Raw genomic sequence first — 20,686 nt, forward strand, 5'->3', positions numbered from 1 at the left:
TTATTTATTTGAAAATTTGAGTATTTTATCTAAAAATCTCATGAGTAAAAGTATAGGATGGCTTACAGATACTGGAAGTGATAAGATATTTAATATAATTTTCCGTTTAATTGATAGTGGATAATATTCTTTTCTTATTTGGCAAATTTTTGTTCTTTCATTTTTTAAAATCTGTTTACATTCATTAATCGAATTATAAGAATGGAAATATAGATTATATAAAGCTAACACACGCTGACTATATCCTGTGCGAGTTATAGCTTTTGCTTTGTATTTTTTGTCTGATATATTAAATTTTACGAATATTTTAGGCGTGATTAATAAGAAAAGATCAGAAGCATCGAATAATGGTTGTACTTTTAATTTCCCTATTCTTGAAAGAGAATTTTTTGAATCTTCTCCATAATACATGTAGTAATATCCACAAAATTTTGAAAGAATAATATTTTCGATAAAAAGATAATAAGAGTATACAAATATATGATCTTCATGATATGATAAATTTGTGAGAAATTGCAAATTATGATGTTTAATAAGTTGTAAATCAAATAATTTATTTACAGGCCCTCCGTCACGAAGAAGATCGTATTTAATAATTAACCTATATGCTGTTGTTCCATTTAATGTGCTTTCGTCAGCGTATTGAAATGATATATATTTTTGGGATGGAGTCTGAGTTATCAATCCACTAATCACTATTGATTTTTCAAGAGGATTGCATCGTACAAAATCTGCAATATATTGGGAACTAATATAATCATCACTATCTATAAAAGTTATAAAATCTCCAGAGGCTTGCTTTATCCCAGAGTTTCGGGCACTTCCAACCCCTTCATTAGATTTGTGTATAACTTTTATTCTAGTATCTTTTTCCGCATAATGATTACAAATTGTTCCACTGTTATCTGTTGAACCATCATTAACTAATATTAACTCCCATTTTGAATATGATTGACTGAGAACGCTCTCAATGCATTTACTTATATATTTTTCGGAATTATATACAGGAATTACTATTGAAATAAAAGGTTGTATTATTTCTTTTTCATACATAGACTACGCAACATTAAAAAATTCTCAAACCCTATTATATTACAGATCTTATCGGCCTTTGAACCTTTATGAGGGTGGGTTGGTTTTAGATCTAATTTTAATATTTCATCTTTTGCTTCCCTATAAACTGGGGAATTATATCGAGCCTTACACATTACCAATGCGAAGTTTCTGGAAATTCCCTTATAAGCCTCTATTAAGTTTGTCTTTGCTAAAAGTATTTTCGCCTGTTCTTTATATGAATCTAATAAGGCTTCTAACTTTTTATCACTATAAATATCATAGGTACTTAAAGACGCATGCCCTCTACGGTAATACACTCTTGCGTCAGAACAGAATATTACTTTAGAAGCAGAAGCCAGAACTTTTGAAAAATAAACGCCATCGTCATTAATTGTAAAACGACGGTCCCAGTATCCGGCACTCTTTATCAATTCTCGTGGTATCATCCAACAGGAAGTCTGCATCATTTCACCCTTGTTCAACATCTCTATAAGCATGTCTATTGGGTTATGATAATTCTTGTAAATACATCTATTGGGAAATGTAGCTTCTTGAATATTCGAATAAAATGTATCCCATTCGCATGAAACTATGGTGTATGGATCGTTCTCTTGTAATATTTCTATTTGTCGTTGAATCTTATGATGAGAAATAAGATCATCACAGTCCATAAACATTATATATTCGCCTATAGATTCTTTTAACGCTCTATTTCTTGCCGAAAAAGCGCCCTCGTTTGATTGAGAAAACACTTTTATTCCCCCTCTCCGTTTAGATTTATTAATATATTGCCTTGCAATATTATATGAACCATCGATAGAGCCATCATCTACAATAATCAGCTCAATATTGCGATATGATTGTGCTAAAATATTATCAATGGTATATGATAAAAATCTCGCTCCATTATAAACCGGCATGCATATAGAAACTAAGGGATATTCCGATTCTTGCATTGTTTTATTCTATTAGTTATAAACGATATGATTTGTTGACGTTCGGTAGAATTTATTCCAATCAAAAAGCAAATGGTTATACATAGCAATTCACTTAAACATAATCCACAGAATATTTCCCAGTTAGTATTTGAAAAAAATGATCTTATAAAAAAATGGACAGCGACAAGAACAATTACAACTTTTCCTATCGGATATAAAATTGCTTTGAAATATTTTCGATATGACATTTCTATATATGGTAACACTATCCATATACGCGCTATTTGAGCAATATACTCAATACACAGATAGGAAGCCATCACGGTAAACAAGGAAAAATGAAAATATTTCAATCCGATATAGGCTACAGGTACTGCCATCAGTAAAATTGTTCCTTCTATTATTTGAAACCGTTTGATTTTTCCGGTTGCATTTATGGATTGTATCAATGGCTGGCGTAATGGAGTTATGAAACATACCAATAAAATAATCTGTACTAAAAATACAGTATCCTCCGGAATGCGTACTAACCATAGGTTCAATATAGATTCTGTATAATTCAATATCGGAAATGTGACCATCAGCATGAGATAAAATCCATATTTAGAACATATAATTACCAGTCGTCCCATATATGACAGATTACCACCCGCATAAGATTTTATTATTTGTGGTTGTAATGCCATCTGATAACTTTGGATAAAAGTATTCGTGATATTTTGAACTTGCACGGATATGCCTCGAGCAGCATTGACAACAGGACCAAAGAATATATTTAAAACAATGTTCAAACCTTGCCCACAACCAATAAATGCAAGATCTCCATTAATTTTCCACCCTATAAAAACCGCCATTTGTTTTGTTAGATGCTTATCAAAACCCAAGTGAGAATGAGTAACTGAAAAATTTTTATGACAAAACCATCCATAAATAATGCGCACTGCTATTTGTATGATACACATGAGAATAGCATATACTATTAACCTGTCAATATTACCCCAAAGCGGTAACGAGTAAACAATTCCCAGTTTGGCTATTGACTCAAATACAGAAATATATGCAAAAGCATCCATTCGTTCATATGCAATAATAAGCGAATTGTAGGGTACACTTATCAATGAAATAGTACTAGTAAGTACAGAGCATTGTAAAACCCAAAATGCTGCAATCATGCGATCTGCCGGAATATTCATTTTATTGAATAGAAACCATACTCCAATAATTTCAACTATGACTGCCAAAAACAAAGCTACGCTTCTGTGGATAATCAACAGCGTGGAAAATGTATGCTTTTCTTTTTCTGTATCCCCTGTCCCTATTGCATATGTAAGGAACCTTGTTGAAGCTCCAGCTAAAGACCCATTTACAAATCCCAATACGATTACGATTCCACCTACTACATTATAAATACCGAAATCTATAATGCCTAAAATCTCCAATACTGCTCGGGATATAAATACCGATATACCTGTAGTAATCAGCATTCGTATGTAAAGCATAATGGAATTTTTGGCAATACTGGGTTTCAACGTAGGCATGGCATAAAAATTTCTGCTTTGCAAAAGGGATTAATTTAAACACAAGAGTTAATCTCTCTGAAATATATCCCTCGTATAAACTTTTTTTTTCACATCATCTAGGCAGGTATCATAACGGTTGGCGATAATGGCTTGACTTTGCGACTTGAATATGGTCAAATCATTTTCTATTTTACTACCGAAGAATGTACTTCCATCCTCTAAAGTTGGTTCATAGATAATAACTTCTGCTCCTTTAGCTTTAATGCGTTTCATCACGCCTTGGATACTGGATTGGCGGAAATTATCACTGTTCGATTTCATAGTCAGACGGTAAACGCCAATAACACATTTTTTTTCTTCTTTGGGATTAAAGTCTCCTCGGTTATAATAATCATAATATCCTGCTTTATTCAATACACGGTCGGCTATAAAATCCTTACGGGTACGGTTACTTTCTACTATGGCTTGTATCAAGTTTTCCGGTACATCTGCATAGTTGGCAAGCAACTGTTTAGTATCTTTGGGTAGGCAATAACCTCCATAACCAAAACTGGGGTTATTATAGTGCGTACCAATACGTGGGTCGAGACTTACTCCATTGATAATATCCTGTGTATTCAGACCTTTCATTTCAGCGTAAGTATCCAGCTCATTGAAATAGCTGACTCGGAGAGCTAAATAAGTATTGGCAAAGAGTTTCACCGCTTCTGCTTCGGTTAAGCCCATAAAAAGCGTATCAATATTTTCTTTTATCGCACCTTCTTGTAGTAAGGAAGCGAAAGTATGTGCGGCTTCATCTAAACGAATGTTATCTTCCGGTCTGCCCACAATTATACGGCTTGGATATAGATTGTCATATAGAGCTTTACTTTCCCGTAAAAATTCAGGAGAGAAAATTACATTTTCAGTATCTAATTTTTTGCGCACACTTTCTGTATAACCTACCGGAATGGTACTCTTGATAACCATAATGGCATGGGGATTTACGCTTTTAACCAAGTTGATAACTTCTTCTACATGGGAGGTGTCAAAATAGTTTTTTACCGGGTCGTAATTGGTCGGTGCTGCGATAATTACGAAATCAGCATCGCTGTAAGCCTTTTTTCCGTCTAATGTAGCAGTAAGGTTCAATGGCTTCTCTCTCAGATATTTTTCAATATATTCATCTTGTATGGGTGATTTATGATGATTTATCAAGTTTATTTTTTCAGGAATTATATCCACTGCTGTTACTTGATGATGTTGACTTAGGAGAGTAGCTATACTAAGTCCTACATAACCTGTTCCGGCTACAGCTATTTTGTAATCTTTCATCTACTATTATTATTTATTTTTTAGAATTGACTAAATTCTAAATCAAAACTATATGGATTAGGGGTATAATATTTGCTTTGTATTTTTTTATTTTTCGTCAGAACTATTATGATATTTGGAACCATATCCATAATGATATCCGTATCTGTAACCATACTTATGGTACCCGTAACGGGTATAGGCATCGGTTGTGCCGTTAAGCAAAAGGAACATGTTTTTGTATTTATGAGTTTGGTAGAATTTTTCTATTTCGGGTAACATAGCCCGTTCCAATAGTTCTGCCCGGATGACAAACAGTGTTTGGTCTGCATATTTATTGATGATAGAGGTATCTGCTACGATTTCTACCGGAGGACAATCGATAAATATGTAATCGTACTGATTTTTCAACTCTGAAAGCATCTGCTCAAGATGATTTTCAAATAATAATTCTGTCGGGTTAGGAGGGATGATTCCTACAGGCAGGATATCGAGATTGGGATGGGTCTTTCCTTTTACGATGACTTCATTGTAGGTATTGACCTGACCGATAAGGTAGTTGGTAACACCTTTCCCTGGAGACTGGATATAGGTACTTAACGAGGCTTTTCGTAAATCGAGGTCGATAGCCAATACTTTTTTCCCTTTGATGGCCAGACTGGTAGCCAGATTCATGGTGATGAAGGTCTTTCCACTACCGGGATTCATGGAGGTAACCATAATTATGGGGGAATGACCATTTTTCCCTTGCATAAATTCCAGATTGGTGCGGACTACCCGGAAGGCCTCGTTGATGACATTCCGGTTCTTTTCCTTGACTACAATGGAATATGATTCCGGTTGTGGTTTGCGGAATGGTAATCGTTTCTTTTTACGGTAGGAGAGGGGTATTTCTCCAGCAAAGGGTAAAGTCAGGTTTTCTATATCTTTCTTACCCCGAACCCGGGTATTCATATTTTCCATAATGAAAATGATGACAACGGGGATAAGCAGGCCGAGTGCAATGGCTACCATCAGGATATTCTTTTTGACCGGGGCAGTCGGTATCATTTTACCATACGGGGGAGTGATGATACGGGTATTATATGCTGTAAACGCCTGGGAAAGTTCGTTTTCTTCCCGCTTTTGCAGTAAAAATAGGTAGAGGGCTTCTTTAACCTTTTGTTGACGCTCTACCGATAACAGGTATTTTGCCTGTGAGGGACTGGCTGCAATACGAGAGGTAGTTTGTTGTTCTTCCTGTTGCACACTTTTTATCTGGGCATTCAAGGTGACGATAAGATTATCGATAGAGGTGATAATGGCTTTGCGCATCGACTGCAGGGATTGGTCGAGGTCGATTACCAGAGGATTTTGTTCGCTACTATTGGCAACCAAGTTGTTTCGCTGCAACTGTGCTGTATTGTATTCGGATATCTGGTTTTCTATACTTGGACTCTCGATACCGGAATTGGCGGGTAAAAGCTGGTTTTTGCCATTGTTGCTTGTCATATAGTTGTGGATGTAGCGAGCCATATATAACTGGTTGTTCAATATTTGCAATTGAGATGTTGCCTCGCTCGATTGTTGCATATACATGCTGGATGCCGCTTCGACATTCGGCAACAGGTTTTTACTCTTGAAAGATGAAATGTCTTCATCGACATTGCCCAGTTCTTGCTCGATAACTGCCAGACGGTCGTTGATAAACATGGAGGTGCTGATGGCTATCTGATTTTTGTCTTTGACCCAGTTCTCATTATAAACGGAGATAAGTGTATTCAGTACATCTTCGGCACGTTGGGTAGATACATCGGAAAATGAGAGGTCGACCACCGAGCTTTTTTCTTCGCTTAAAGAGACGGCCAGATGTTGAGCATACCGGCTGGCTGTAGATAATGTATTTGATTTGCTGACCAGGATAGGTGTATTTGATTTTCCATTATAGTATTTTGTCGGGGTGATTACGAGTTTTCCGACAGGGGTAGAGAGGGTATCTTGTAAGTTGCCTTTTATTTTTTGTGTATTTTCGCAGATTTCACCGTTCAGTTGGAAGTCATATACTTCTATCAGGTTATCAGTGAGCAGGGATACAGCGCATTGTGCCGTTTCGTTGTCGGGCAAATCGATAAAGGAAACGGTTATCGGCTGGTTGGTACCGTATATCACTTTGTCGTGAAAGCTCCCCGGAATGGTATAGTTTATGTCCAGATGCAATCGCTTTACCACATCGAGCATAATAGCCGGAGACTTGAGAGAGAGAATTTCGTTATTGACATTGGTATTAGTCTGGAACAGACCTATATCGGACAACCCGCTTACATCTCCGGATAAAGAGCCACCTTTGGTATCCTCTTTTATCAGGATGGATGCCGTTCTGACATAGGTAGGCGGTGTCATCTTGATATACAGAACGGCAATTGCCAATGTTATAGCCAATGAGATAACAAACCAATACCATTTGGACAGGCACAGATATAGTAAGTCTTGTATACTAATGAAATCGTCGGTTTGTTTCGGGTTATTTGATGTTGCAGACATGTTATGATAAGAATAATTATTTGACAAATAATACGGTTATGGTCGTTAACAAAGACGCCAGAGATATCCAGAAAGAGGTAGAACGAACATTGTTCCCGTTGACTGTGGACTGGCGGGCACGAACGGAATTGGGCTCTACATATATCACATCGTTTTGTTGCAAATAATAGGCCGGTGAGGAATATACATCTTGAGCGGATAGCAGATTGACTTGATAGCTTGTCTGTTTCCCCCCTTCATTGCGCATTACATATACGTTTTCCCGTTTGCCGTATATGGTGAGGTCTCCTGCCATGCTGATAGCATCGAGCAGGGTTATTTTGTCCCGGTCTATGTTGTATCTTCCTGGTTTACCGACTTCGCCCAAAACTGATATGGCAAGATTCATAAACTCTACGGTAACGACCGGGTCTTTGACCAGATTCTTTGAGATAAGTTCGTTTTTGATATAGGAAGCAATCTCTTCCCGTTTCATACCGGCTACGTGTATTTTTCCTAATACGGGGAAATCTATATTCCCTTCTGTATCGACAGTATAACCGGAAACTCCTTGATTACTTCCGGACGGAGAGGTAGAAGATTGTCCTATCTGACGAGTCATAACCGGCAGGTTGAATAAGTTGGCCAGTTGAGGGTCTTTACTGTTGACCAGAATAGATATTTTATCCTTGGGTTGAATTTTTATCTCTTGGGGAGATATGATTGTTTCTTTGACTCCCGGCTGCATATCCTGAAAATAGCAGACTTGTTTTGAAGAATTGCATGAGCAAAGAAGTGCTATAATTATCGGTATGAATAAAATATGGATAATACGCATGATTTTATGACTGTTTGTTTATAAATAAATTATATTATCGATAATTGGGATTCAGGTTCCGGTGTTCTATTTTGTTGGTCAACCAGATGTTGGCTCCGGTCCATACAAGAATATCCATGATTAACAACAGGTTTATATTGATGTATTGGGATAATACGACATTGCACAACGAAAATATAAGGGATAGAGACACGATGGTAACCATGGCTTTACGCTGCGGCATACCGAGCGCGAGCAATTTGTGGTGTATATGGCTCTTGTCCGGCATAAAAGGATTCTTCTTCATCCGGATGCGGTGAATGAATACCCTGACTACGTCGAGACATGGAATCATCAGGGGGGAGAAGGCCAAGGCTGCCGGATTGTACAGGAATGTATCCCGGGTAGGTGTATAGAGAGAGAGTTTGATACTGAGGAAACACAGCATGATGCCTATGGTCAGGCTGCCGGTATCTCCCATAAAGATTTTCCTACCGTGTTCCGGATTCCCGAAAACATTGTAGTAAAAGAACGGGACGAGTACCCCCAATGTAGCAAATGACAACATGGCATAGATATATTGCTGCAAGTGCATGAATGCCAATCCGTAGGAGAGCAGGGCCACACCGCTTAATCCTGATGCCAGTCCGTCGATACCGTCGATGAGATTGATGGCATTGATGATGAATACCACTACCAGTATGGTAAGGGGATAGCCTATCCAAGCAGGCAAATCGGAGATACCGAAGATACCATACAGATTGTCTATCCATACGCCTCCGGCAATGAATAATACAGCGCATAAAATCTGGACGACGAATTTGGCCCGATAGCGTACACCGATGAGGTCGTCGGCCATTCCTACCAGGTAGAGAATCATAACCGTGCAGAATCCAAAAGAAAGCTCTGCTACATTGGCTTCTAACTCAGCGAAGATTTCCGGTCGCCCCAAGATAAGATTTACTCCTAACAGTAATGCGATGGAGAAAAAGATAACGGGCTTGAATGCTATGCCGCCTAACCGGGGGACAATACTGGTGTGAATCTTACGTTCGTCAGGGACGTCGAACAGTTTTTTCCGGAAAGAAATAAGCAATATTTTCGGAATGAGTATTCCTGCAAAGAAAACGCAGAGTAAAAATACTAAGCTAATGTTGATGATCCAAAAATACATAATATATGAGATTTGTTTATATTTTTAGCGGATTGTTACGCTAATATCGGTACTGTATTCCCTACCTTGTGTTTTCCAAAGAGAACGGGCAACTTTCTTTTTGGTTTTTGTTTCAAGATTGAGATATGACTTCGATCAAATCGGGTTGGATTTCGGCTGTGACTACGGCAGTAATTCCCGGTATCACTACGACTACTCTCCGGCTTCGGATACCTTTTATTTTTACAAAGATTCCTTCGACACCATCGAACGTCCCTCCGAGTATGCGTACTCGTGTACCTTTTTTCAGATTGATTTCTTCCGGTCTTAGGTAAATAAGCTGTTCGCTATTTGTTTTAGATACAGTGATGAATTGCTGCATTTGCATATCGGGCACGATAACGGGAATGTTTTTTCCATTATCTGTCCGGGTGATATATTGGAGAATCGATATCTGCCGTTTGGTCTCTTTAATAATTGGACGAGTTGTGCGTACGAATATGAGATTGTGTATAGCCGGTACCAATACTCTGGTTTTCTTGTTTTGCTTGACAGATACTTTATAACACATGGGAATGAAGTTTTCGATAGAGCGATTGTCAAGTAAACGCTTTGCTTCTAATTCCCTGCAATAAGGAGCACTCATTGCGAACCAAACCAAATCTTGTTTGTTATTGTTATACTCCATTATCGCTGTGTGTTTAATATTCTATATAAAATATTATGTTTTTATATACAAAATAATTATATCTCTGGCTCCTGAAATATATTGTAATTTCCTATATTTCAAGTATTTATATGCTGCTTTTGTCTTAATAACTATAAACTGTGTCGTTTCTAACAAAGAGATGTTACTAACTTTTTGCAAAAGTACATTTTTTGTATGACTTATGCAATCGTAAGATATTTCTTTTTGTATAAAATTATACTTTAATACTTATAATATATTAATTATTAGATATTTACAATTTGAAATAATATCAAAAAAACATTAGTTTATTTATCTATTCCATATATAAAAGCTTTTTTTATAATAAATTTAGTAAACCAAAATGTAATACAATCTATAAAAATCAGGATGAAATATCAGTTATATAATTGATTATTAATATATTGACTATTTATAATATCTCTTTGTTAGAAATCGCACTTTTATTTTTTATATCAAAAAAGTCTGTTTTTAAGTTTTTTGATAATATAATTTTTGCCAATTTTTGCTTTTATAGATAGTTTTTTACTTTTTTCTGTAAGAGTCTTAGGATCAGCCGTACAAAAAGTACGACAGGCTTCTAAACAGGTTTTAAGAAAGCAATAATATTTTGGTTGGCCCGGTCTATAACCGAATTTTCCAAACTTGCTAAATAAATTTGTGTTGTCCTTTCTGATGTGTGTCCCATACCGGCACTGATGACAGAGAGGGGGATATTATGGTTACGGGCTGCAGTGGCCCAAGAGTGTCGGGCACAGTAGGACGATAGTGATATATCCAGTCGGAGCATTTGAGAGAGCTGTTTCAGTTGCCGGTTGTAGTACCCTAATGCAGTCTGGTATTGAGAAAAAGACCTGACAGGGTCTTCGGAGGTCAGGATGGGCAAGAGATAGGGTGTCTGCTCGGCTTGGGATGAATAACGGTCTATAATTTCCTGTATGCAGGGTTCTATATGTACGGAAAGCTGTTGTCCTGTTTTCCGTCGGGTGTAGTGAATAAAACCTCCCCGAATATTTTTGTGACGGAGAAAAGCCATATCGACGAAAGCCATTCCGCGCATGCAGTAGCTGAAGATGAACAGGTCCCGGGCCAATGCGAGTGATGGTGATGATATTTTCATCTGATACAACTGTAAAATGACATCTTCGTTTATTGCGCGTTTTTTGGTTTTATCGACTCCGGTATATACATTCTGGAAAGGGAAAGTTTGTTGTGCAAAGTGTTTGCGAACGGCTTTATTGTAGACTGACCGCAGGACACGCATATAAAATGAGGAACTGTTGCGTTTGACTCCTTTTAGTTGTAACCATTCGGCGTATTCAAAAATGAGTTCTTCTGTGAGAAGCTTGAAGGGAATGTCGTCACCGTGAAGAAAGGAGGAAAAGCTATTCATCGTGCGTAGGTAGTTACGGGCTGTACCTAACCGGTTGCTCATGGATAGAAAGGTGATTTGTTCTTTGAAAAATGTGAGAACATGCGTTTGACATTGTGGTGAGCGAAATCTATCGGCAATATCGTGTACGGTATATTTTTTACCGGTCTGTTCAAACTCACGGATGATATTATCGAGCAATGCAGTATCGGCATCGATTACCCGATGTATGTAAGTCAAGTTTTTTTTATTTTCGATATCGGATGTAGCGGGTCCTTCGGTGATACTGACCCACTGTTCGGGAAAAGGGTGCAGGCGTGTCGCAATTTGAATGGTCTTTTTTTCATGTCTTACTTGATAGAAGATGGTCCCCGGTTTGCCGGGAACGCTGGATTCGCGAAATTTTACTTTTAATGTAGCCATAAATTAGTTTCTTTCTATTTAATTCTGGTTCTAAAACAATTTAGAATGATAAATAAAATAGATTGAATGTAAATATGGTGTTAAAAATCATATATTTTTATTTTCTATTTGCCGAGTTATTTTTTTCTTTTGTGCGAAAAATATACTTATATGTTCTTTGATTAATGAAATACTATTTTCACTGAGAAAAGACGCTGTGCGAGGGTTTTGTATTTTCGCCTCCTTTCGAAAAGGAGGGGTGTTCTATTTTGACAAGCCGGGATAATCCGGTTTTTGAGGTAGGGGAGAGAATAAAAATTCCCCTCAGGGAAAATGCCTATAACGTGTCACTTTCCTTGAGGGGAATTGATTAGCAAACAAAATAATTAATAGGCAAATAGAGGATAAGCTTTCATGGTCTCGTTTACTTTTTCTCTTACAGATTTGATGACACTTTCACTTTCCGGATTGGAAAGAACTGTATCTATCATTTCTACTATTTCGAGCATGAGATCCTCTTTTGCCCCGCGAGTAGTAATTGCCGGTGTTCCAACACGTATACCCGAAGTCTGGAATGGTGAACGACTGTCGAACGGTACCATGTTCTTGTTTACAGTAATGTCTGCCTGTACTAATGCTTTTTCGGCCACTTTACCTGTCAGTTCAGGGAATTTGGTACGGAGGTCTATCAACATACAGTGATTGTCGGTTCCGTTTGAAATGATTTTGTACCCTTTGTCGATGAATGCAGCGGCCATGGTGGCAGCGTTTTTCTTTACTTGGGTTTGATATTCTTTGTATTCGGGCTGTAATGCTTCTCCAAATGATACGGCTTTGGCTGCGATTACGTGTTCGAGCGGGCCTCCCTGTACACCTGGGAATACTGCAGAATCGAGCAAAGCCGACATTTTCTTGATTTCGCCTTTAGGTGTCTTTTTGCCCCATGGGTTATCAAAATCTTTACCTAACAAGATAATACCTCCACGTGGTCCACGTAAGGTTTTATGAGTGGTAGATGTTACGATATGTGCATATTTCAACGGATTGTCGAGCAAGCCGGCTGCAATGAGCCCGGCGGGATGTGCCATATCGATCATGAAGATAGCTCCGATTTCATCGGCAATTTTACGCATACGTGCATAATCCCATTCGCGGGAGTAAGCGGAGGCACCACCGATAAGTAATTTCGGACGTTCGCGTAAAGCTACTTCTTCCATCATATCATAATCAACATATCCGGTGTCTTCTTTTACTCCATATTCCAACGGTTGGAACATAAGTCCGGAAAAATTAACGGGAGAACCATGAGACAAGTGTCCACCGTGGGACAAGTTCAGTCCCAAGAATTTATCTCCGGGATTTAAAACAGCCATGAAAACAGCCATATTGGCTTGTGCTCCGGAGTGAGGTTGTACGTTGGCCCATTCGGCCCCAAATATTTCTTTTAGACGGTCTATGGCAATTTGTTCACTTTGGTCTACTATTTCGCAACCGCCATAATAACGTTTTCCGGGATAGCCTTCGGCATATTTGTTTGTCAGGCAAGAGCCCATGGCTTGCATTACTTGTTCGCTTACGAAATTTTCTGAAGCGATAAGCTCGATTCCTTTTAATTGTCTTTGACGTTCTTTTTCGATGATGTCAAAGATGGCATTGTCTCTCTTCATGTTTTTGATATGTGATAAATATTTGAGTTTTTTAATAATTTCGTTACAAAGGTAGCCTTTTTTATGGTAAAATGTAGCGATTATAATACAAATCCTAATGAAAAACTAAGAAGGTTTATTCCTCGCTTTATAGATAGCTTGTTGGATGTGGGCGCTACATCGGGACTATTGAGGGTGTAACCTCCGGAACTGTGTATATTGGTAAGGGCAAATTCGTATCTGAAGTCGAGGGTAAGCCGGGAGATAGATACGCCTACACCAATAAGATAGTTGACTGTAAAGGGTTTCAGCGACTCATCGGTGGTTATGGCATACCGTATGTCGTAATTATCGATATGGTTGTTCTCTTTCAATATATATTTAAATTTGGGTCCGGTAAAGAATGCCAGTTCGTAAGGACCTTGTTTTACAAAGTTGTACCCGTATAATAGCGGGATATCCAGGGTATATATACGGTTTATGATAGAACTTTTGATATTGCTTGGTTGTAGCGTAGGGATAAAGTCTTCGGGTTGTAATTCTATATCGCTTCGCAAATAATTTATTCCGGCTTCTAATTGAAGGTAATGTTGTTGTATATTGACTCTTCCGAAAGCAGATGCCAGAAATCCTATTTTACTGTTGGCCGAGGGTAGTTCTATGGGAGTATCATTTATTTTTGCCGAACGTATGTCGACAAAAGGGGCATTGACCCCGACCCGGAATCCCCAGTTGAAGCGTTCCTTCGGGATATCCCGTTCTTGTGCCGATAGTGAGGCTATACAGCAAAGAAGCATGAGCAATGTCCATTGTTTTTGCATATTACTTTTTCTTTTTTTGAACCGACCACCCAAATTTACCTATTTCTTTTCCCATTTCATAATAATGACCATGAGAATATACCAGGAGATTCGCTTTCTGCATATCGAAAGCCCCGGTTGCGGGGTCTATATATTTCTCGTCTGCCATTACGTTAATAACGTCGGAGATGAACATATTGTGCGAACCCAATGATAATATTTCCCTGACGCGACATTCTATACAGAGTGGAGATTCATCGATACAAGGTGCTTTGACAATGGAAGCAGGAACCGGGGTTAACTTCATTTCTTTAAATTTGTCGTAATCTTTTCCTGAACGTACACCGCACCAGTCGGTTGCGAATGCCATATCTTTCGTGGTAAGGTTGATGACAAATTCCATATTCTTTTTTAGAATAGGGTATGAATGACGTTCGGGCCGTATAGAGATATAACACATGGGAGGGTTGGTACAAATAGTGCCTACCCAACTGGCTGTTATCAGGTTATATTCTTCAGGGACTACCCCGCAACTAATAAGAACCGCAGGTAGCGGATATATCATGGTTCCCGGCTTCCAGTTGTGTTTCATATAAAAGGATTATATTATTTCTATTTCGTCCTTACCGACAGCCCGTTCACAATATTTGCATTTGACTTCTACATTATCTTTGTTGATTACATAGAAAACGGTTTTCATCGGTTCATTGTTGGTAATGCATTTGGGGTTATTGCACTTGATGATACCGATAATTTCGTCGGGGAGGGTTACCGGTCTTTTTTCAGTAACCCGGTAATCTTTAATAATATTTATTTTAGCATTCGGTGCAATCAGGGCAATTTTGTTGATTTCTTCTTCTTTGAAAAAAGTATCAGCAATTTTTATGATACCTTTTTTACCGATTTTTTTACTTATCAGATTGTTCCCTATCGTAATGCTTTTGTTTAGCTTTTCGAGTCCTAACAAGGATACGACTTTGAACAGCTGGTCGGAGGGGATATGATCTATAACCGTCCCATTTTCGAGAGCGGCAACTTCGAGTTCTTTTTTGTTTGCGTTCATGATGTTTACTCCTATCCGTTTAAATTTCTATACCTAATACTTTACAAATAATGGCTTGGCGTGCGTATAATCCGTTCTTAGCCTGTTCGAAATAGTAAGCTTTGGGGTTATCATCTACGTCATAAGAAATCTCATTGACCCGGGGAAGCGGATGCAAGATGCGTAAATTGGGCTTGCTGCTTTTGAGCATTTGGTTGTGCAGAGTGTATACGTTTTTTACTTTTTCGTATTCCATAAGATCGGTAAAACGCTCGCGTTGCACACGGGTCATGTACAGTATGTCGGCCTGGTCGATGACTTCTTCGGTGAAATCTTGATGCTCTACGTAGGGGATATGCAGTTTATCGCAGTAGATTTTATATTCTTCGGGCATTTTCAGTTCTTCCGGAGCAACAAAATGAAAGGTCGGTTTGAAGTGTGACATAGCCATCAGTAGGGAGTGGACGGTGCGGCCGTATTTGAGGTCACCTACCATAGTTATATTCAAGTTTTCGAGTGTCCCCTGGGTTTTGTAAATGGAGTACAAGTCGAGCATCGTCTGAGAAGGATGTTGGTTGGCGCCGTCTCCGGCATTGATGATGGGTACGGATGCGACTTCGGATGCATATCTTGCGGCTCCGTCGAGATAGTGGCGCATAATGATGAGGTCGACATAGTTGCTTACCATCATGATGGTGTCTTTCAGCGTTTCTCCTTTTGTAGAGCTGGTGGTAGATGCATCGGAAAATCCGATAACCCGGCCTCCTAATCGGTTGACTGCGGTTTCGAAACTCAAGCGTGTACGAGTAGAGGGCTCAAAAAACAAGGTTGCGATGACTTTGCCTTCCAGTACCCGCCGGTTGGGATTCTGCTCGAATGACTTTGCTTTCTCCAATAAGTCGAGAATATCTTCTTTGGAGTAATCTGTAATTGATACTAAACTTTCCCTTCTCATGCGATATGTTTTTTAAGAATTGACTCATAAAGCCTTTTTCCCGGATAAATTTCTAATCGGGTTCTAAAAACAAATAGACCAATTCGACGGTGGGGCCGGATTGGTCTATTTGATGCGGTCTATTGACGAACTGAGCCAATGGCACTTTTCTAAATGAGTGTCTTGCAATAATTTATATTTTTTTTCTTTTCGTCTCATAGGCATTACAAATTTATAAAAAAAAGCATATATCGAAGCATTTCTAATTAAAAAATATTGTTAGCTACTTGTTATCAATATACAAATAGAATATTTGTATTAACTTTGGTCCCGATAATGAATTCTTTGTTATGCTCTGGTTTCCTCTACAGACGTCATGCCGGGAATGAAATTTGATAATATTTTAAAGCTCTGAAAAGATTAAGATGAATAAAAACTCACAGGAAAAGGCCAAACCGTCGAAATTTGCAAAAAAGGTAGCTCGATATTTATGGGTGTTTTTCGGGTTAGGTGTTGTTGCCGTAACGATACTTTTTGTATTGATTGCTTATGGGTATATCGGTTATATGCCTCCGATAGAGGATCTTGAAAACCCTAAAGATAAATTTGCTTCTGAGATATATTCTTCTGATATGGAAGTTCTGGGGCGATATTATCAGAGCAAGGCAAACCGGGTGTATGTGACTTATAAGGAGCTTTCGCCCGATTTGGTCGATGCTTTAATCGCAACAGAGGATATTCGTTTCAGGGAGCATTCGGGCATCGATGCTAAAGCCCTTTTCAGAGCAGTGATAAAACGGGGCCTCCTTTTTCAGAAAAGTGCCGGAGGGGGTAGTACTATTACCCAGCAGTTGGCTAAATTGTTGTTTTCTCCAAATGCCGAGAATATTATGGAACGGCTGTTCCAAAAGCCGATAGAGTGGGTAATTGCCGTACAGCTTGAGCGTTTTTATACCAAGGAGGAGATTGTAAATATGTATTTGAATAAGTTTGACTTTTTGAATAATGCAGTCGGGATACAGTCGGCTGCTCAGATTTATTTCAATACTACTCCTGATAAATTGAAAATAGAGGAAGCGGCTACATTGGTAGGCATGTGTAAAAATCCGTCTTACTTTAATCCCGTGCGGCATAACGAACGTACTCGGGGACGACGCAATACGGTTCTGGAGCAGATGTACAAGGCTGATTATATAACCAAGGAACAGCGTGATTCTTTGCAGGCATTGCCATTGAAACTGACCTTCCGCAAAGTGGATCATAAAGATGGCCTGGCTCCTTATTTTCGTGAACATTTACGGTTGATGATGGTGGCTAAAAAGCCTAATAAGAGTGATTATCGTGGTTGGCAGAAACAGCAGTATGTAGATGACTCTATCGCATGGGAAACAAATCCGTTATATGGTTGGTGTGAGAAGAACCGAAAAGCTGACGGGTCGAAATATAACTTATATACTGACGGGTTGAAAATATATACGACCATAGATTCGCGGATGCAAAAGTATGCAGAAGATGCTGTGACTCAACATATCGGCGGATATTTGCAGCCGCTTTTCGATAAGGAGAAAAAAGGACGTAGTTATGCACCTTTTTCTCGAATGGTAAAGACATCGGATGTAGAGGCTATTCTGGATCGTTCCATGAAGCAAAGTGACCGGTATCGTATCATGCGGGAGAATGGCGCTACCGAATCGGAGATACGCAAGGCTTTCGATACGAAAACCGAAATGCAAGTGTATTCGTGGAAAGGCATGGTAGATACGGTGATGACTCCAATGGATTCGATTCGCTATCATAAGTCTTTTTTGAGGACGGGATTCATGGCGATGGATTCGCGTACCGGATATGTAAAAGCCTATGTCGGAGGAATCGATTTTAAGAGTTTCCAATATGATATGGTAGCAGCCGGCCGCCGCCAGATAGGCTCTACTATAAAACCTTTTCTATATACGTTGGCAATGGAGGACGGATTTTCTCCTTGTGATATAGCTCCTAATGTACAGCCTCACCTGCTAGATGAATCGGGTAATGTGTGGTCGCCCAGAAATGCTTCGAAAGCCCGCATCGGTGAAGATGTGACTCTGAGGTGGGGATTGGCCAATTCGAATAACTGGATTTCTGCTTGGCTGATGGACAAATTGTCTCCTTCGGCATTGGTTCGTTTGATGCATTCGTTCGGAATAAAAAATAAGATAGATGCGGTTATTTCTCTTTGTCTCGGTCCGGCCGATGTCTCGGTAGAGGAGATGGTCACGGCGTATTCTGCATTTTCAAATAAAGGGATACGGGTAGATCCTTTGTATGTAACCCGTATAGAGGATAACTTCGGTAATGTGATTTCTGAGTTTACACCGCGTATGACTGAGGTATTCAGTGAAGCGGCATATTATAAGATGTTGCCCATGTTGCGGGATGTAATAGATTACGGAACGGGTGGGCGTATACGTTATCGTTATGGTATACAGGCTCAGATGGGAGGAAAGACCGGTACTACTAACAATAACTCTGACGGATGGTTTATGGGATTTACACCCAGCTTGGTAGGAGGTGTCTGGGTCGGAGGAGAGGATCGCTCGATACATTTCGACGGAATAGCCAATGGACAGGGGGCAAGTATGGCTCTTCCTATTTTTGGCTTGTTTATGCAGAAGGTATATGCTGATAAGGCTCTGGGATATTCTCCGGAAGAGACGTTTGTCGTGCCTCCGCAGTATGCCGACCCATGTGCAGGTGTAGAGGGAGGTCTGTTACCTCCTACGGGAAGCGATGAGCCTACGGAAGCGATTGAGGGAATTTTTGATTGAGATAGTAGAACTGTGTATTGTATAAGTAACAGGATGTTTTTTAAACGAAAAATGTCCTGTTTTTTTGTTTAAATACAACTATTTTAATTGAAATTATAAAATATTTATACTGGTTTTGTCTATTTTTCATGGAAAATGCAAAATGCCTGTTGATGGATTTGTCGATAATCTGATTATTTTACAGGTATATATTTGCATTTATAGATATAAAATATATATTTGCAAAACTTTAATATATATTAAAAATATTGTAATATGAAAAAACTGTTGAGCTTTCCTTTAGCATTATGTTTGGTGTCAGCGTTTGTTTTTACATCATGCTCAGATGATGAAAATGATGGAAATGGCGGTAATTTTTCCAATCTTTCTGTTGAACAACGTAAACAGCGAGTAGAGTCTGTCGGCGTTGATTTGATGAATAAGATTAATCCTGCTGACCATGAGATAGCTGTAAAAGCTATAAACTCTTTGGATATTTTGTTGAATGATGCGAACAATATTCCGGAAGAAGATATACAACCAAGTCCTTTCCCTCAATTTAATATGAAAAGCTTGAGAGCTATGACCGCTCTTAATAATTTGGGTGGTGTCGTTGGTTTGGCTTCGGGTAATATGACGATTGCCGAATGGGCTGAATTGGATTTAGGCACCTATACCTATGATTCTGTGAAAGAAGAATTTGATTTCGTATCCGGTACAGATAATAAGGTTATTGTAAAATATCCGATGGAGGGAAGCAAAACTAATAATGTAAAAATTGAAGCTTCTTTTTCAAATTCCTCTACGGTTGTAGACAATGTAATTATACCTTCTCAAGTAGATGTAGAGCTATCAGTTGACAGAACAGAACAAATATCTGCTTCTGTAAGTTATAAGGGAGAATTGGACAATCAGAATGACCATGCTATTATAACTATTGCCGGTAAATATGTGGCTGAGGCTACAGTTTCGGCTAAAGATGGGTCTGTCAATTGTTCTGCAACGTTAAAAGTCGGTAATGAGCTCCTTATTTCTTCTACGGGTAGCATTTCCGGTTCGTTCCAGATACCGGATGCAGATGCTTCTGAAAGTGATATTGAAAATGAGGCTGAGAAGATAAATTGGGCCAAAGTTGATATTAATATTATGGGGCAGTTGGCCATTACGGGAACTGCAAATCCAGGGGCAATTATTAAGGCTGATAATGAAATTGGCTATGATGATGAAAATAAAGCTACAGTCGATGCTCTGGTTGCTGTGTATAATGCCAATATGGATGTAAGTTTGGTGGATTTGAGCGATAATACAGCCTTAGCTAAAGGAGAGATGTATACATACGAAGATAAATATTGTTATACAGACTGGCAGACTAATAAAGAAATTTGCCACTACTATTATGAAGAAGAATTGGCCCTTCGGTTTGATGACGATACGATGATTGATTTTGAAGATTTCGTAGACGATAGAGCCGGGTTTGGAGAGTTGATCGATGCCTTTAATCGTTTGAGCCAGACATACGAGGATTATATTAAATAATTGTCGGAAGATAATAAATTCAGGACGGGGCTATCCAAAAGTCGGATAGCCCCGTCCTATTATACTTACAGTTAAAAGTAGAGGCCTTGAAATTACCTTTATTTCCTACGCAGGGAAAATAGTAATTTCAAGTTTATTGAATGATGCTTCTTTTATGGATTTGCAAACCGAAGGTTTAGAAATTGA

The 20,686-nt window shown here is 38.7% G+C and carries 16 protein-coding genes; 2 read left to right on the forward strand and 14 right to left on the reverse strand.

The features are described from left to right. From BN2628_RS14515 to pyrB, 14 genes are all read right to left on the reverse strand, one after another. Positions 1-1,053: a glycosyltransferase family 2 protein gene (locus BN2628_RS14515; RefSeq protein WP_055098325.1), complete on the reverse strand. Its 1,053-nt coding sequence runs from the start codon at positions 1,051-1,053 to the stop codon at positions 1-3. Then, positions 1,035-2,012 (reverse strand): glycosyltransferase family 2 protein, encoded by a 978-nt coding sequence (locus tag BN2628_RS14520; protein ID WP_055098328.1) that lies wholly within the window; start codon positions 2,010-2,012, stop codon positions 1,035-1,037. Before BN2628_RS14520 ends, BN2628_RS14515 begins: the two co-directional genes overlap by 19 nt. Further along, positions 1,988-3,556, reverse strand: a complete 1,569-nt coding sequence (locus tag BN2628_RS14525; RefSeq protein ID WP_154668481.1) for a lipopolysaccharide biosynthesis protein — start codon at positions 3,554-3,556, stop codon at positions 1,988-1,990. Before BN2628_RS14525 ends, BN2628_RS14520 begins: the two co-directional genes overlap by 25 nt. Before the next feature lie 24 nt (positions 3,557-3,580). Continuing rightward, the gene (locus tag BN2628_RS14530; RefSeq protein WP_055098334.1) at positions 3,581-4,828 is read right to left on the reverse strand and encodes a nucleotide sugar dehydrogenase; all 1,248 of its coding nucleotides are present in this window, start codon (positions 4,826-4,828) and stop codon (positions 3,581-3,583) included. Positions 4,829-4,915: 87 nt separating this feature from the next. Next, entirely contained in the window at positions 4,916-7,327 is a 2,412-nt protein-coding gene (locus tag BN2628_RS14535) for a GumC family protein (protein WP_055098338.1), read from the reverse strand. A 16-nt stretch (positions 7,328-7,343) separates the two neighbouring features. After that, positions 7,344-8,144 (reverse strand): polysaccharide biosynthesis/export family protein, encoded by an 801-nt coding sequence (locus BN2628_RS14540; protein ID WP_055098360.1) that lies wholly within the window; start codon positions 8,142-8,144, stop codon positions 7,344-7,346. Between the two features lie 34 nt (positions 8,145-8,178). Beyond that, positions 8,179-9,297 carry an MraY family glycosyltransferase gene (locus tag BN2628_RS14545; protein ID WP_021929766.1) on the reverse strand — a complete coding sequence of 373 codons (1,119 nt, stop codon included), beginning with the start codon at positions 9,295-9,297 and terminating at the stop codon, positions 8,179-8,181. Positions 9,298-9,409: 112 nt separating this feature from the next. Then, on the reverse strand, positions 9,410-9,964 hold the full coding sequence (locus BN2628_RS14550; RefSeq protein WP_055098364.1) for a UpxY family transcription antiterminator: 555 nt from the start codon (positions 9,962-9,964) through the stop codon (positions 9,410-9,412). A 601-nt stretch (positions 9,965-10,565) separates the two neighbouring features. Next, positions 10,566-11,780 carry a tyrosine-type recombinase/integrase gene (locus tag BN2628_RS14555; RefSeq protein WP_021931023.1) on the reverse strand — a complete coding sequence of 405 codons (1,215 nt, stop codon included), beginning with the start codon at positions 11,778-11,780 and terminating at the stop codon, positions 10,566-10,568. A gap of 365 nt (positions 11,781-12,145) precedes the next feature. Further along, complete coding sequence (gene glyA / locus BN2628_RS14560) at positions 12,146-13,426, reverse strand: serine hydroxymethyltransferase (protein ID WP_044227587.1); 1,281 nt, start codon at positions 13,424-13,426, stop codon at positions 12,146-12,148. A gap of 80 nt (positions 13,427-13,506) precedes the next feature. Continuing rightward, positions 13,507-14,226: a porin family protein gene (locus BN2628_RS14565; RefSeq protein ID WP_021931020.1), complete on the reverse strand. Its 720-nt coding sequence runs from the start codon at positions 14,224-14,226 to the stop codon at positions 13,507-13,509. Position 14,227: 1 nt separating this feature from the next. Next, complete coding sequence (locus tag BN2628_RS14570) at positions 14,228-14,797, reverse strand: flavin reductase family protein (RefSeq protein WP_021931019.1); 570 nt, start codon at positions 14,795-14,797, stop codon at positions 14,228-14,230. Between the two features lie 9 nt (positions 14,798-14,806). After that, a complete protein-coding gene (pyrI, locus tag BN2628_RS14575) occupies positions 14,807-15,268 on the reverse strand; it encodes an aspartate carbamoyltransferase regulatory subunit (RefSeq protein WP_021931018.1) in 462 nt (153 codons plus the stop codon). A gap of 19 nt (positions 15,269-15,287) precedes the next feature. After that, the gene (pyrB, locus tag BN2628_RS14580) at positions 15,288-16,202 is read right to left on the reverse strand and encodes an aspartate carbamoyltransferase (RefSeq protein WP_021931017.1); all 915 of its coding nucleotides are present in this window, start codon (positions 16,200-16,202) and stop codon (positions 15,288-15,290) included. 404 nt (positions 16,203-16,606) lie between these two features. On the opposite strand from pyrB, the gene BN2628_RS14585 reads away from it, so the two are divergent. Beyond that, positions 16,607-18,985, forward strand: a complete 2,379-nt coding sequence (locus tag BN2628_RS14585) for a transglycosylase domain-containing protein (RefSeq protein ID WP_044227582.1) — start codon at positions 16,607-16,609, stop codon at positions 18,983-18,985. A gap of 255 nt (positions 18,986-19,240) precedes the next feature. Next, positions 19,241-20,500, forward strand: coding sequence for a hypothetical protein (locus BN2628_RS14590; protein ID WP_055098436.1), 1,260 nt, complete (start codon positions 19,241-19,243; stop codon positions 20,498-20,500). The last annotated feature ends 186 nt before the right edge of the window (positions 20,501-20,686 follow it).

Source organism: Gabonia massiliensis (assembly GCF_001403595.1).
Lineage (GTDB): Bacteria > Bacteroidota > Bacteroidia > Bacteroidales > Coprobacteraceae > Coprobacter > Coprobacter secundus.

What these genes read in the sequence shown, in the direction of transcription:
- BN2628_RS14515 (WP_055098325.1), bottom strand. Translation starts at nt 1,053, where the DNA reads ATGTATGAAAAAGAAATAATACAACCTTTTATTTCAATAGTAATTCCT.
- BN2628_RS14520 (WP_055098328.1), bottom strand. Translation starts at nt 2,012, where the DNA reads ATGCAAGAATCGGAATATCCCTTAGTTTCTATATGCATGCCGGTTTAT.
- BN2628_RS14530 (WP_055098334.1), bottom strand. Translation starts at nt 4,828, where the DNA reads ATGAAAGATTACAAAATAGCTGTAGCCGGAACAGGTTATGTAGGACTT.
- BN2628_RS14535 (WP_055098338.1), bottom strand. Translation starts at nt 7,327, where the DNA reads ATGTCTGCAACATCAAATAACCCGAAACAAACCGACGATTTCATTAGT.
- BN2628_RS14540 (WP_055098360.1), bottom strand. Translation starts at nt 8,144, where the DNA reads ATGCGTATTATCCATATTTTATTCATACCGATAATTATAGCACTTCTT.
- BN2628_RS14545 (WP_021929766.1), bottom strand. Translation starts at nt 9,297, where the DNA reads ATGTATTTTTGGATCATCAACATTAGCTTAGTATTTTTACTCTGCGTT.
- BN2628_RS14550 (WP_055098364.1), bottom strand. Translation starts at nt 9,964, where the DNA reads ATGGAGTATAACAATAACAAACAAGATTTGGTTTGGTTCGCAATGAGT.
- BN2628_RS14555 (WP_021931023.1), bottom strand. Translation starts at nt 11,780, where the DNA reads ATGGCTACATTAAAAGTAAAATTTCGCGAATCCAGCGTTCCCGGCAAA.
- glyA (WP_044227587.1), bottom strand. Translation starts at nt 13,426, where the DNA reads ATGAAGAGAGACAATGCCATCTTTGACATCATCGAAAAAGAACGTCAA.
- BN2628_RS14565 (WP_021931020.1), bottom strand. Translation starts at nt 14,226, where the DNA reads ATGCAAAAACAATGGACATTGCTCATGCTTCTTTGCTGTATAGCCTCA.
- BN2628_RS14570 (WP_021931019.1), bottom strand. Translation starts at nt 14,797, where the DNA reads ATGAAACACAACTGGAAGCCGGGAACCATGATATATCCGCTACCTGCG.
- pyrI (WP_021931018.1), bottom strand. Translation starts at nt 15,268, where the DNA reads ATGAACGCAAACAAAAAAGAACTCGAAGTTGCCGCTCTCGAAAATGGG.
- pyrB (WP_021931017.1), bottom strand. Translation starts at nt 16,202, where the DNA reads ATGAGAAGGGAAAGTTTAGTATCAATTACAGATTACTCCAAAGAAGAT.
- BN2628_RS14585 (WP_044227582.1), top strand. Translation starts at nt 16,607, where the DNA reads ATGAATAAAAACTCACAGGAAAAGGCCAAACCGTCGAAATTTGCAAAA.
- BN2628_RS14590 (WP_055098436.1), top strand. Translation starts at nt 19,241, where the DNA reads ATGAAAAAACTGTTGAGCTTTCCTTTAGCATTATGTTTGGTGTCAGCG.